Consider the following 13,317-nt stretch of genomic DNA (forward strand, 5'->3'; position numbering starts at 1 on the left):
TATGCCGAAAAGAACTGACATACAAAGCATTCTCATCATTGGCGCTGGCCCGATTGTCATCGGCCAGGCCTGTGAGTTTGACTACTCCGGTGCCCAGGCCTGCAAGGCCCTGCGTGAAGAGGGGTTCCGGGTCATCCTGGTGAATTCCAACCCGGCCACCATCATGACCGACCCGGCCATGGCCGATGCGACCTACATCGAGCCGATCACCTGGCAAACCGTGGCCAAGATCATCGAAAAGGAGCGTCCGGACGCCCTGCTGCCCACCATGGGCGGGCAGACTGCCCTGAATTGCGCGCTGGATCTGGACAAGCACGGCGTGCTGGCCGAGTTCGGTGTGGAAATGATCGGCGCCACCCAGGATGCCATCGACAAGGCGGAAGACCGGCATCGTTTCGACCAGGCCATGAAAGCTATCGGTCTGGAATGCCCGCGCTCTGCCATCGCCCACAACATGGAAGAGGCCAATGCGGCCCTGGAAGATCTGGGCTTTCCCTGCATTATCCGGCCCAGCTTCACCATGGGCGGTTCCGGTGGCGGTGTTGCCTATAACCGGGAAGAGTTCGAAGAAATCTGCCAGCGCGGTCTGGACCTGTCGCCCACCAACGAGCTGTTGATCGACGAGTCCCTGCTGGGCTGGAAAGAGTACGAGATGGAAGTGGTCCGCGACAAAAAGGACAACTGCATCATCGTCTGCTCTATCGAGAACTTCGATCCCATGGGGGTTCACACCGGTGACTCCATCACCGTGGCCCCGGCGCAGACGCTCACCGATAAAGAGTTCCAGATCATGCGCGACGCCTCTCTGGCGGTGCTGCGCGAGATCGGTGTGGAAACCGGCGGTTCCAACGTGCAGTTCGGGGTCAACCCGGACAACGGCCGCATGGTGGTGATCGAAATGAACCCGCGGGTAAGCCGCTCCTCGGCGTTGGCCTCCAAGGCCACCGGTTTCCCGATCGCCAAGGTGGCCGCCAAGCTGGCGGTGGGTTACACCCTGGACGAGCTGCAGAACGAAATTACCGGCGGTAAGACTCCGGCTTCTTTCGAGCCGTCGATCGATTACGTGGTTACCAAGATTCCGCGCTTCAACTTCGAGAAGTTCGCCGAAGCAGACGCCGTCTTGACCACCCAGATGAAGTCCGTGGGTGAAGTGATGGCCATCGGCCGTAACTTCCAGGAATCCGTTCAGAAGGCATTGCGTGGCCTGGAAACCGATTCCGTCGGCTTTGATCCCAGTGTGGATCCGGCTTCACCGGATGCCCGCGAGCAGGTGGCCCAGTTGCTGGCCACTCCGGGTCCGGAGCGGATCTGGATTGTCGGGGATGCCTTCCGTGTCGGCATGACCGTGGATGACATCTTCAATATCACCAAAATTGATCACTGGTACCTGGTGCAGATCGAAGACCTGGTGCGCACCGAGCAGCAGCTGGCGGCCACCACCTTTAGCGATCTGACCCGCGACAGCCTGTATGCGCTCAAGCGCAAGGGTTTTTCGGATGCTCGCCTGGCACAGCTGCTGGGCGTCAAGGAATCCGACGTGCGCGGTAAGCGTGACGAGTTCGGCGTACAACCGATCTACAAGCGGGTGGACACCTGTGCGGCGGAATTTTCCACCGATACCGCCTACATGTACTCCAGCTATGACGAAGAGTGCGAATCCAACCCGTCCGACCGTGACAAGATCATGGTGATCGGCGGTGGCCCCAACCGTATCGGTCAGGGCATTGAGTTCGATTACTGCTGTGTGCACGCCGCCTTCGCCATGAAGGATGACGGTTACGAGACCATCATGGTCAACTGTAACCCGGAAACCGTGTCCACCGACTACGATACCTCTGATCGCCTGTACTTCGAGCCGGTGACGCTGGAAGACGTGCTGGCCATCGTCGCCAAGGAAAAGCCCAAGGGTGTGATCGTGCAGTACGGTGGCCAGACGCCGCTGAAACTGGCGCGTGCCCTGCAGGCCGCAGGCGTGCCGATTATCGGTACTCCGCCGGATGCCATCGACGAGGCGGAAGACCGCGAGCGCTTCCAGCTGATGGTTAACAAGCTTGGTCTGAAGCAGCCGCCCAACCGTACAGCCCGCTCCATGGAAGACGGTGTGCGTCTGGCGGAAGAAATCGGTTACCCGCTGGTAGTGCGTCCCTCCTATGTACTGGGTGGTCGCGCCATGGAAATCGTTTACAGCGAGGCCGAGCTGCGTAACTACATGATGAACGCGGTGTCCGTGTCCAACGACTCGCCGGTATTGCTGGACCGTTTCCTGGATGACGCCATCGAAGTGGATGTGGATGCGGTCTGTGACGGCACCGATGTGGTTATCGGCGGCATCATGCAACATATCGAGCAGGCCGGTGTTCACTCCGGTGACTCCGCCTGTTCCCTGCCGCCGTATTCCCTGGGTGAAGAGGTGCAGAATGTGATGCGCCAGCAGGCGGCAGACATGGCGCTGGAGCTGGGCGTGATCGGCTTGATGAATGTGCAGTTCGCGGTCAAGAGCGGCGAGGTGTATGTTCTGGAAGTGAATCCCCGTGCATCACGGACCGTGCCTTACGTGTCCAAGTGCATCGGTGTGTCCCTGGCCAAGGTAGCGGCTCGCTGCATGGCGGGTACCAGCCTCAAGGAACAGGGCTTCACTCAGGAAATCAAACCGCAGCATTACTTCGTGAAGGAAGCGGTGTTCCCGTTCGCCAAATTCCCGAAAGTAGATCCCATCCTCGGCCCGGAAATGAAATCCACCGGGGAGGTAATGGGTGTCGGCGCTACCTTTGCCGAAGCGTTTGGCAAGGCGTCTCTGGGCGCGGGCGAAGCCCTGCCGGAGAAGGGAACTGCCTTTATTTCGGTGCGTGAAGTGGACAAGCCGGCAGCTATCGAGGTGGCACGCATGCTGATCGAGCGTGGCTTCAATCTGGTGGCCACTCGCGGTACCGCCAAGGTAATTGCCGACGCCGGTCTGGATGTGAAAGTGGTCAACAAGGTGCTGGAGGGGCGTCCGCACATTGTGGACATGATCAAGAACGACGAGGTTGCCCTGATCGTGAACACCACTGAGGGCAAGCAGGCGATCCGTGATTCCTTTGCGATTCGCCGCTCTGCTCTGCAGCACCGGGTGTTTTACACCACCACAATCACCGCCGCCCACGCGGTGTGTCAGGCGCTGGGAATCAGCGGCGAGCCCACGGTTCGGCGCCTGCAGGATTTGCACGCACAAATGCAGTAAATCGTCCCATGGGGCGCTCGGAGCCGAGTGCTCCGGGCGGTTTTCATGGATTAGACGAGGATGACTATGCAACGCATACCGATGACCGCCAAGGGTGCAAAGGCCCTGCGCGAAGAGCTGGAAAAGCTGAAAAGAGAAGATCGTCCGCGCATTACCGCAGCCATTGCCGAGGCCCGCGAGCACGGTGATCTGAAGGAAAATGCGGAATACCACGCGGCTCGCGAGCAGCAGGGTTTTTGTGAGGGGCGCATCAACGAGATCGAGTCCAAGCTCGGCGCGGCCCAGATCATTGATATCACTGAGCTGACGCATACCGGCAAGGTGATTTTTGGCGTTACCGTGACCATCATCGATGTGGATACCGACGAACAGAAGGTGTACCAGATCGTGGGTGACGATGAAGCCAACATCAAGCAGGGCAAGCTGAGCGTCAATTCCCCCATCGCCCGTGGTCTGATCGGTCGTGAAGAAGGGGATGTGGTGCAGATCGATACCCCTGGTGGTACCCGGGAGTATGAGGTCGACAAGGTCGAGCACATCTGAGTTGCAAGGCAAAAGAAAAGGCGACGTTAAACGTCGCCTTTTTTATGTGCTCTGTGTGAAATCAGCCGATGGCATTCACGCGTCCTGATAACGCAGGATGTTGGATAATTTCGGGTTCGGCTTCTGCGCAGGCCGGTAGAGCAGCGCGATGTTGCCGATGCGCTGAATCAGCTCGGCGCTGCCTTTGTCGCTTAGGGCCTGAACGATGGCTGCCCGGTCATCGCGGGTTTCTGCATTGACCTTCACCTTGATCAGTTCGTGGTCTTCCAGGCGCAGGTTGAGCTCCTCGACGAAGGTCTCGGTGAGGCCCTTGCCGCCGAAGATCAGTACGGGTTTGAGGTGGTGGCCAATACGGCGCAGCCGTTTGATGTCCTGTTGAGATAGCGGCACGGTGTGGCTCCAGAGCTGCAGGGTGTTGCCAGCAGGGCAACACAAAATGAGGGAATGTCCGGGCTGTCCCGGCGATGGGCGTATTCTACGGGTTAGCAGGGTGAAAAGCAGCCGTTAAGCAAGGCAGCGGCAAAGCGGATTGACGAGGTGATCTCTGATGGCGAAATCGAGCCGTTCCAAAACCAGCAAGGCCTGGCTCAAGGAGCATTTCAGCGACCAGTGGGTGGCAAAGGCCCAGGCAGAGGGTTATCGCTCCCGTGCCAGTTTCAAACTGCTGGAGATGAACGAGAAAGACCGCCTGTTCCGGCCCGGCATGACAGTGCTGGATCTGGGGGCTGCGCCGGGTGGCTGGTCCCAGGTGGCGGGCCGGCTGATGGGTTCACACGGCACTGTCATCGCCAGCGATATCCTGCCCATGGATGCCCTGCCGGATGTGACCTTTATTGAAGGGGATTTTCGCGAAGACGCCATCTATGAGCAAATCCTTGCGGCGCTTGGGGATCGCAAGGCAGACCTTGTAATGTCCGACATGGCCCCCAATATGAGTGGTAACAAGGGCGTGGATCAGCCGCGGGCCATGTATCTGGCCGAACTGGCACTGGATATGGCCGAGCGGGTGCTGGAACCGGATGGCCAGTTTCTGGTCAAGGTATTCCAGGGTGAGGGGTTTGATGAGTACCGGCAGCTGCTGTTGCAGCGTTTTCACCGGGTAGTCAGCCGCAAGCCGGCCGCCAGCCGTGCCCGTTCTACTGAGGTGTATCAGCTGGCCAGTGGTCTGAAATGAGCTGTAAAAAAGCCGTGAAATGGCGCTTTTGCTGTCCGAACCGGCATTACGCAGGGTTCGGCAAATGGTGTAAGGTGTAAGTTCGTTAGTGTGCGCGTGAAGCGCCCGGAATTGATCGAGGTCTCCCTTGAACGACATGACCAAGAATATTGTGCTGTGGCTGGTTATTGCTGGCGTACTTTACGTGGTGGCATCCAGCATCAGCACTCAGCCTGCTTCAACCAGTATCCCCTACTCGGATTTTATTTCTCGGGTGGAGAGTGGTGACGTGCAGGAAGCCAAGATCGGCGAAAGCGCGATCACTGGCACCTACAAGGATGGCAGCCAGTTCAAGACGGTGAAACCGCCGACACTGGATACCAACCTGATGCCTACGCTGATCCAGAACAAGGTGAATGTGGTAGGTGTGGAGCCCGAGCGTCAGGGCTTCCTGATGCAGTTGTTCCTGTCGGTACTGCCGATCCTGATTATTCTGGCGATCTTCATCTTCTTCATGCGCCAGATGCAGGGTGGTGGTAAAGGCGGCGGCGGTCCCATGACCTTCGGCAAGTCCAAGGCCAAGCTGCTCGGCGAAGACCAGATCAAGACCACCTTTGCCGATGTGGCAGGGGTGGAAGAAGCCAAGGAAGAAGTGCAGGAGCTGGTCGAGTTTCTGCGTGATCCGGCCAAATTCCAACGCCTGGGCGGCAAGATTCCCCGCGGCGTGCTGATGGTCGGTTCGCCCGGTACGGGTAAAACCCTGCTGGCCAAGGCCATTGCGGGGGAGGCCAAGGTGCCTTTCTTCAGCATTTCCGGCTCTGACTTTGTGGAAATGTTTGTGGGTGTTGGTGCCAGCCGTGTCCGTGACATGTTCGAGCAGGCCAAAAAGCATTCTCCCTGCATCATCTTCATCGATGAGATTGATGCGGTGGGCCGTTCCCGTGGCGCCGGTGTCGGTGGCGGCCACGATGAGCGTGAACAAACCTTGAACCAGCTGCTGGTGGAAATGGACGGGTTTGATGGCAATGAAGGCATCATCGTCATCGCTGCCACCAACCGCCCCGACGTGCTGGATCCGGCGCTGCTGCGCCCGGGTCGTTTCGACCGCCAGGTAACTGTGCCATTGCCGGATATCCGTGGTCGCGAGCACGTACTCAAGGTTCACATGCGCCAGGTGCCAATCTCTGAAGACGTGGATCCCAGCGTGATTGCCCGCGGCACCCCCGGTTTCTCCGGTGCCGATCTTGCCAATCTGGTCAACGAAGCGGCGCTGTTTGCTGCCCGTGCCAACAAGCGCATGGTGTCCATGGAGGAGTTCGAGAAAGCCAAGGACAAGATCCTCATGGGCGCGGAACGTCGCTCCATGGTCATGAGCGAGAAAGAGAAGCTGAACACGGCTTATCACGAGGCGGGTCACGCCATTGTTGGCCGTCTGGTGCCCGAGCATGACCCGGTCTACAAGGTGAGCATCATTCCGCGCGGTCGTGCGCTGGGTGTGACCATGTATTTGCCAGAAGAAGATCGATATTCCCAGTCCAAACGCGGTCTGGAATCCTCCATCTGTTCGCTCTACGGCGGGCGTCTGGCGGAGGAAATGACGTTGGGCTTTGATGGCGTGACCACGGGTGCCTCCAATGATATCGAGCGTGCTACCAAGCTGGCTCGTGCCATGGTGACCAAGTGGGGTCTGAGCGAGAAGCTGGGGCCGCTGGCCTACGAGGAAGAAGAGGGTGAGGTCTTCCTGGGCAAACAGATGTCCCAGCGCAAGAGCATGTCCGAGCAGACCGCCGAAGAAATTGACCGTGAAGTGCGGGCGATCATCGACAGCTGCTATGGTCGCGCCAAGCAGATTCTTGAGGACAACCGAGACAAGCTGGATCTGATGGCGGAAGCGTTGATGCAGTACGAAACCATCGACGCCAACCAGATCGAGGACATTATGACCGGCCATAAGCCGCGCCCGCCGAAAGACTGGCGTGATCAGGGGCCAGGGAATGGTACCGCTGCCAGCGGTGACAAGGAGCCGGGCGATGATGCCATCGGCGGACCCGCCAATACCCATTGATCCCTCTGATCCATGATTGAAACGCTGACCTGTGGGGCGCGGACACTAAACCTGTCCGCGCCTGTCGTTATGGGGATACTCAACGTAACCCCTGACTCCTTTTCCGATGGTGGCCGCTTTACCGAGCGGGATGCCGCCCTGCGCCAAGCCGAGCAGATGCTGGTGGACGGGGCGGCCATCATTGATGTGGGTGGCGAGTCTACACGCCCCGGCGCAGCGCCGGTTTCCGAACAGCAGGAGCTGGACCGGGTGGTCCCGGTGGTGGAGGCGCTGACGGGCGAGCTCGGCGCCCTGGTGTCCGTGGATACCAGCACGGCGGCAGTGATCCGTGATGCTGCTGCTGCCGGTGCCGGCATGATCAATGATGTGCGCGCCCTGCGCCGCCCCGGCGCCCTGGAGGCTGCGGCAGCCAGCGAATTACCGGTCTGTCTGATGCATATGCAGGGTGAGCCCGGCAACATGCAGGATGATCCCCGTTATGGGGATGTTACCGCCGACGTGATCGATTTTCTGCGTCAGCGTGTCGCCGCCTGCGAGCAGGTTGGCATTCCCCGTGAGCGACTTCTTGTCGATCCGGGCTTTGGCTTTGCCAAGACCGTGGCGCACAATCTTACCTTAATGAATGAAATGGCCGCGTTGCAGGAACTGGCGCTGCCGGTCCTGATTGGTATTTCGCGCAAGTCCTTGTTTGGCAAGCTGCTGGACCGGGACGTGAGTGAGCGATTGCCGGCCAGTCTGGCGGCGGCGGCCATCTGTATTGAACGCGGAGCAAAGATTGTCCGTGCCCATGATGTGAGGGAAACCGTGGATGTGGTGCGTTTCGCCCACGCCGTGAGGCAGTCAGGCGACAGTCATCGTATAAAATAACCGCACAAGGAGTAGTCATGGCGCGTAAGTATTTCGGGACGGATGGCGTGCGAGGCACGGTGGGGGAATTCCCCATTACCCCGGATTTCGTGCTCAAGCTGGGCTGGGCAGCCGGCAAGGTGCTTGCCGCCCATGGTGGCAGCAAGATTCTGATCGGCAAAGACACCCGTATCTCCGGCTACATGTTTGAATCGGCCCTGGAGGCCGGCATTTCTGCCGCCGGTGTCGATGTGCGCCTGCTCGGGCCCCTGCCAACACCGGGTATTGCCTACCTGACCCGCACTCTGTCGGCCCAGGCCGGGATCGTTATTTCCGCTTCTCATAATGCCTATACCGATAATGGCATCAAATTCTTCGGGGCGGATGGGCGCAAGCTCAATGATGAGATTGAGCTGGAAATCGAGCGCCTGCTGGACGAAGACATGTCCGTGGTCGCCACTGACCAGATCGGCAAGGTACGTCGCATCGATGATGCCCGTGGCCGTTATATCGAATTCTGCAAGAGCACCGTGCCGGGTCTGAATCTGAGTGGCATGAAGATCGTGGTCGATACCGCCAACGGCGCGGCGTACCACATCGCGCCGGATGTGTTCGAGGAGCTGGGGGCCGAAGTGGTGGCCATGGCCAATACTCCGGACGGTTTCAATATCAACCGTGATTGTGGTTCCACCCATCCGGAAAAGCTGCAGCAGCGAGTACTGGACGAAAAGGCGGATCTGGGGGTTGCCCTGGACGGTGATGCGGACCGGCTGATCATGGTCGATCATACTGGCAGGCTGGTGGATGGTGACCAGCTGCTGTTCGTGGTGGCCCGGGATCGCAAGGAAAGCGGGGCGGACATGCCCGGTGTGGTCGGCACCCTGATGTCTAACTTCGGTTTGGAGCTGGCACTGCAGGCGCAGGGTATCGAGTTCGTTCGCGCCAAGGTGGGTGACCGCTATGTGATGGAGCAGCTCGATCAACGTGGCTGGCTGATCGGCGGCGAATCCTCAGGCCATCTGGTCTGTCTCGATTGTACCTCTACCGGCGATGGCACAGTCTCTGCCCTGCAGGTGCTGGCGGCGCTATCCCGCCGTGACCAGAGTCTGGCGGATGCAGTGGCGGATGTAGCGTTGTTGCCGCAGACCATGATCAATGTGCGCGGCTCCAGCCGTGACGGTTTTATGGATAAGGCAGAAGTGAAGGCTGCCATGGCAGGCGTGGAAGACAAGCTGGGCGGCAATGGCCGGATTCTGCTGCGGCCCTCCGGTACCGAGCCACTGGTGCGGGTGATGATCGAGGGCAAGGATGCGGATCAGGTGGCTAGCCTGTGCCGGGAACTGGCCGATGTGGTGGAAAAGGCGATTGCCTGATAACGCTGGCTGCCTGGCGCCGGACGTGGGGATGGCAAACGTCATACTCCGTCAGGCGTCAGGCATTTTTATATCCAAGGAATAACAGATGAAATCAAGAACACCGCTGGTTGCCGGCAACTGGAAAATGAACGGACGGCAGGATTTGCTAGCCGAGATGGCGCAAGTTTTGGCTGGCTATGACGGTGCGGCGGAGGTGGTGATCTGTCCGCCTTATCCTTATCTGGCAGCGGCGAGATCCGTTTTGCCGGCGACCATTGGTGTGGGCGGGCAGAATCTGAGCGATCAGGATGATGGTGCTTTCACCGGGGAGGTGTCCGCTCCGATGCTGGCGGAGGTGGGTTGTGGCTACGTGATTATTGGCCACTCCGAGCGTCGCGCGCTGTATGAAGAGACTGATGCGCTGATCGCCGCCAAGTTTTCCCGGGCTCAGGCTGCCGGCCTTGTGCCAATCCTCTGTGTGGGTGAAACCCTTGAAGAGCGTGAGGCTGGTGATACCGAAGCCGTGGTGTGCGGGCAGCTGCAGGCCGTCGTGGATGCGGTGGGTATTGCCGCTTTCGACAGAGCGGTAGTGGCGTATGAGCCGGTATGGGCTATCGGCACCGGCAGAACCGCCAGCCCGGAACAGGCCCAGGAAGTACATGCTTCCCTGCGGAAGTCTCTGGCCCAAAACGATAAGGATATCGCTGAATCGCTGTGCTTGCTTTACGGCGGCAGTGTAAAGGCGGATAATGCCGCCCTTCTGTTTGCCCAGTCAGACATCGATGGGGGTCTGATAGGCGGGGCATCGTTAACAGCCGACAGTTTTATTGCTATCTGTCAGGCGGCGGAATAATAGAGTCATTATGGATATTGTTGTTCATGTAGTGCATGTGCTGGCGGCCCTTGGCCTGATTGGGCTGGTGCTGATCCAGCACGGTAAGGGTGCCGATGCCGGCGCTTCTTTCGGTGGTGGCGGTTCCCAGACTGTATTTGGCAGTGCCGGGTCGGCTAACTTTCTGACTCGCGCCACGGCGATGCTGGCGGTGGTGTTCTTCATCACCAGCATGGGACTGGCCTGGATGGCTCGTCAGGAAGCTGAGGGCGTGCGCAGTTTCCTGCCGGAACTGGAAACCCTCGAGCAGCAGGAAGATGATGTGCCGGCTGCTCCGGCGGATTCCGACGTGCCAGCGACCATGTCTGAAGTGCCGGTTGCATCCGATGATGCTCAGGCACAAAAAGAGGTTTCAGATGTGCCGCAAGCTGGGGTAGAATCCCCGGCCCCGGCTGAAGTGCCTCAGTCGGAGCAGTAACGAAAGCGTTCTTTGCCGAAGTGGTGGAATTGGTAGACACGCTATCTTGAGGGGGTAGTGAGCTTCGCTCGTGCCGGTTCAAGTCCGGCCTTCGGCACCAATTTGGAAATGAGATCCGCTGGCGGATCTCGGTGTAACCCGGTCTGGTGGTGCTAACTCTCCGATCGGGCGCGATGAAAGTGGTTTTTCATCGCTCCATGGCATGGCGCAACGTGGTTTTTTGTGGCGCTTTCCGGTTGATTTCTGCGGCGACGAGCAGCAGAGAGCAGTCCCGGCAGCGCAGATGCCATGGTGTTTGCGGGCGCAGTCTGGAGTTCGCTCCCGGTCGTGCTAAGGCAGCGAAAAGTAAATGTTTTTTTCGCGATTGCCTTGACAGAGTGAGCGCCTCTAAGTACTATTTGCGCTCGATATTTGAGGCGGGTTGAACGCTTGGATTAGCAAGATTCAACCAGCTGGAATCGAAAAGATTTACACTCACCAGAATGTAAATCGAGTGCCGAGGGGCGCTAAAGGTTCAACGATTTTATTGCGGGGTGGAGCAGTCTGGTAGCTCGTCGGGCTCATAACCCGAAGGTCGTAGGTTCAAATCCTGCCCCCGCTACCACTTAGAGGAATCAGTCAAGGCTGGTTCAAAGCGGACAAAAGGCCCCTCTAGCAGGGGCCTTTTGTTATCCGCAGCAGTGGAATGGGCGGTGGATGTGCGGTCGATTGCATGGCTTCCTTGCAGTCACTGTAATGTCCCCAGGCCCATTTTTTGTTTGTACTGTCGGAAAGGACATGTCGAAACGCGTAGAACAATTAACGGAGCTGCTGGCTCCGGTCGTTGAAGACTTGGGCTTCGTGCTTTGGGGTATTGAACATATCCAGGGGCGCGGGGCTGTTTTGCGTGTGTATATCGACCATCAAGACGGTATTTCGGTAGATAATTGCGCGGCGGTGAGTCACGAAGTCAGCGGCGTGCTGGATGTGGAAGATCCAATTCCCGGCGAATATAACCTGGAAGTGTCCTCGCCGGGCATGGATCGGCCCATGTTTGATATTGCGCAATATGCCGACTACATCGGTGAAGACGTTCAGCTGAAGTTGCTGGCGCCGGTGTCTGGCAAGCGTAAAATGACGGCGGCCATTGTGGCCGTGGATGGCGAAACGCTGGTGGTGGAGCTTGATGGCGACACCCTGCGTATTCCTTACAGTCAGGTAGATCGTGCCCGGTTGCAGCCTCGCTTCGACTGAGCACGCCCTGAAGAACTTTGTCTTTGTAAAGGCCTGGCCATGAACAAAGAGATCCTGCTGGTAGCGGAAACCGTATCAAACGAAAAAGGCGTCAGCCGTGACGTGATTTTCGAGGCCATCGAGCTTGCTCTGGCGGCCGCTACCAAAAAACGCTTTAAGGAAGAAGACGTGGAAATTCGCGTGGATATCGACCGGGTATCCGGCGATTCTCGCACCTTCCGCGTATGGCACGTGGTGCCCGATGAAGAGCTTTACGAATTCGGTAAGCAGCTGACCCTCGATGAAGCCCATGAACAGGATACGTCGCTGCAGATCGGCGACACCTGGGAAGAGGAAATCGAATCCGAAGCCTTTGGTCGTATCGGTGCCCAGACAGCCAAGCAGGTCATCGTGCAGAAAGTGCGCGAAGCCGAGCGTCGCCAGATCATCGAAGAATATCGTGATCGCATTGGTGAGCTGATCAGCGGCATCGTCAAGAAAGCCAGCCGGGATTCCATCGTTCTGGATCTGGGCGGCAACGCGGAAGCGCTGATCACCCGTGAGCACATGATTCCCCGCGAAGCGGTGCGTCAGAATGACCGGATTCGCGCTTACTTGCTGGGCGTGAACGAAGAAAATCGTGGCCCACAGCTGTTTGCAAGCCGTGCCTGCCCGGACATGCTGGTTGAGCTGTTCAAGATTGAAGTGCCGGAAATCGGTGAAGAGCTGATCGAGATCAAGGGCGCAGCCCGTGATCCCGGCTCGCGCGCCAAGATCGCCGTGAAAAGCAACGACCAGCGTATTGATCCGGTTGGCGCTTGTGTCGGTATGCGCGGTGCTCGCGTCCAGGCCGTTTCCAACGAGCTGGCCGGTGAACGTATTGATATCGTCCTGTGGGACGACAACCCGGCGCAACTGGTGATCAATGCCATGCAGCCGGCGGAAGTGGCTTCCATCGTAATGGATGAAGAAAGCCATTCCATGGATATTGCGGTGGAAGATGAATCCGCCCTGGCCCAGGCCATTGGTCGCAGTGGTCAGAATATCCGTCTGGCCTCTGAGCTGACTGGCTGGGAACTCAACGTCATGACTCTTGACGATGCCCAGAACAAGCAGGAAGAGGAAGCCGCCCAGGCCCTGGAAACGTTCATGAAAGAACTGGACGTGGATGAGGATGTGGCCGGCATTCTGGTGGATGAAGGCTTTACCACCCTGGAAGAAGTGGCCTATGTGCCTGAAGAAGAGATGCTCGCTATCGACGGTTTCGATGAAGATATTGTCGAAGCACTGCGTCAGCGTGCCAAGGATGTCCTGCTGACCAAAGCACTGGTATCCGAAGAGAGATTTGAACTGGCCGAGCCTGCTGAAGATCTTCTCAACATGGATGGCATGGATCGTGACCTGGCGGTGGAGCTGGCGTCCCGTGGCATCGCCACTATGGAAGACCTGGCCGAACAGGCGGTGGATGATCTGATGGAAATCAGTGGCATGAGCGAAGAGCGTGCCGCCGAGTTGATCATGACAGCCCGGGCTCCCTGGTTCGCCGATGAAGGCGAAGCCGGAGCCTGACAGCCTTTATTAGTTCTGGCGGATTAGACGCGGGCACCAACAGC

11 protein-coding genes and 2 tRNA genes are annotated in these 13,317 nt (G+C 58.5%); 12 read left to right on the forward strand and 1 reads right to left on the reverse strand.

The window, feature by feature from the left end:
* Position 1 precedes the first annotated feature (1 nt).
* Positions 2-3,220: a carbamoyl-phosphate synthase large subunit gene (gene carB / locus ACMG4M_RS03380; RefSeq protein WP_035248403.1), complete on the forward strand. Its 3,219-nt coding sequence runs from the start codon at positions 2-4 to the stop codon at positions 3,218-3,220.
* A 66-nt stretch (positions 3,221-3,286) separates the two neighbouring features.
* Positions 3,287-3,763 carry a transcription elongation factor GreA gene (greA, locus tag ACMG4M_RS03385; protein ID WP_035248404.1) on the forward strand — a complete coding sequence of 159 codons (477 nt, stop codon included), beginning with the start codon at positions 3,287-3,289 and terminating at the stop codon, positions 3,761-3,763.
* A 75-nt stretch (positions 3,764-3,838) separates the two neighbouring features.
* Here greA and ACMG4M_RS03390 read toward each other — a convergent pair whose 3' ends face one another.
* A complete protein-coding gene (locus tag ACMG4M_RS03390) occupies positions 3,839-4,153 on the reverse strand; it encodes a YhbY family RNA-binding protein (RefSeq protein ID WP_035248405.1) in 315 nt (104 codons plus the stop codon).
* A gap of 157 nt (positions 4,154-4,310) precedes the next feature.
* Here ACMG4M_RS03390 and rlmE point away from each other — a divergent pair, with 157 nt between their 5' ends.
* The 10 genes from rlmE to nusA all read left to right on the forward strand — a co-directional run bounded on the left by rlmE (position 4,311) and on the right by nusA (position 13,273).
* A complete protein-coding gene (gene rlmE, locus ACMG4M_RS03395; RefSeq protein ID WP_335627395.1) occupies positions 4,311-4,937 on the forward strand; it encodes a 23S rRNA (uridine(2552)-2'-O)-methyltransferase RlmE in 627 nt (208 codons plus the stop codon).
* A gap of 136 nt (positions 4,938-5,073) precedes the next feature.
* Positions 5,074-6,981, forward strand: a complete 1,908-nt coding sequence (gene ftsH, locus ACMG4M_RS03400) for an ATP-dependent zinc metalloprotease FtsH (RefSeq protein ID WP_198030663.1) — start codon at positions 5,074-5,076, stop codon at positions 6,979-6,981.
* A gap of 12 nt (positions 6,982-6,993) precedes the next feature.
* Positions 6,994-7,848, forward strand: a complete 855-nt coding sequence (folP, locus tag ACMG4M_RS03405; protein ID WP_414430719.1) for a dihydropteroate synthase — start codon at positions 6,994-6,996, stop codon at positions 7,846-7,848.
* A gap of 17 nt (positions 7,849-7,865) precedes the next feature.
* Positions 7,866-9,200: a phosphoglucosamine mutase gene (gene glmM, locus ACMG4M_RS03410; RefSeq protein WP_414430720.1), complete on the forward strand. Its 1,335-nt coding sequence runs from the start codon at positions 7,866-7,868 to the stop codon at positions 9,198-9,200.
* Between the two features lie 88 nt (positions 9,201-9,288).
* Positions 9,289-10,035, forward strand: a complete 747-nt coding sequence (tpiA, locus tag ACMG4M_RS03415) for a triose-phosphate isomerase (protein ID WP_035248410.1) — start codon at positions 9,289-9,291, stop codon at positions 10,033-10,035.
* A gap of 10 nt (positions 10,036-10,045) precedes the next feature.
* Positions 10,046-10,492 carry a preprotein translocase subunit SecG gene (gene secG, locus ACMG4M_RS03420; protein ID WP_052042878.1) on the forward strand — a complete coding sequence of 149 codons (447 nt, stop codon included), beginning with the start codon at positions 10,046-10,048 and terminating at the stop codon, positions 10,490-10,492.
* 14 nt (positions 10,493-10,506) lie between these two features.
* Positions 10,507-10,592 (forward strand) — tRNA-Leu (locus ACMG4M_RS03425).
* A 427-nt stretch (positions 10,593-11,019) separates the two neighbouring features.
* Positions 11,020-11,096 (forward strand) — tRNA-Met (locus tag ACMG4M_RS03430).
* Positions 11,097-11,269: 173 nt separating this feature from the next.
* Positions 11,270-11,725: a ribosome maturation factor RimP gene (gene rimP, locus ACMG4M_RS03435; protein ID WP_272998130.1), complete on the forward strand. Its 456-nt coding sequence runs from the start codon at positions 11,270-11,272 to the stop codon at positions 11,723-11,725.
* Positions 11,726-11,764: 39 nt separating this feature from the next.
* Complete coding sequence (gene nusA / locus ACMG4M_RS03440) at positions 11,765-13,273, forward strand: transcription termination factor NusA (RefSeq protein WP_035248412.1); 1,509 nt, start codon at positions 11,765-11,767, stop codon at positions 13,271-13,273.
* Positions 13,274-13,317 lie beyond the last annotated feature (44 nt).

The sequence above is a fragment of the Alcanivorax sp. IL3 genome, from assembly GCF_047495465.1.
Lineage (GTDB): Bacteria > Pseudomonadota > Gammaproteobacteria > Pseudomonadales > Alcanivoracaceae > Alcanivorax > Alcanivorax jadensis.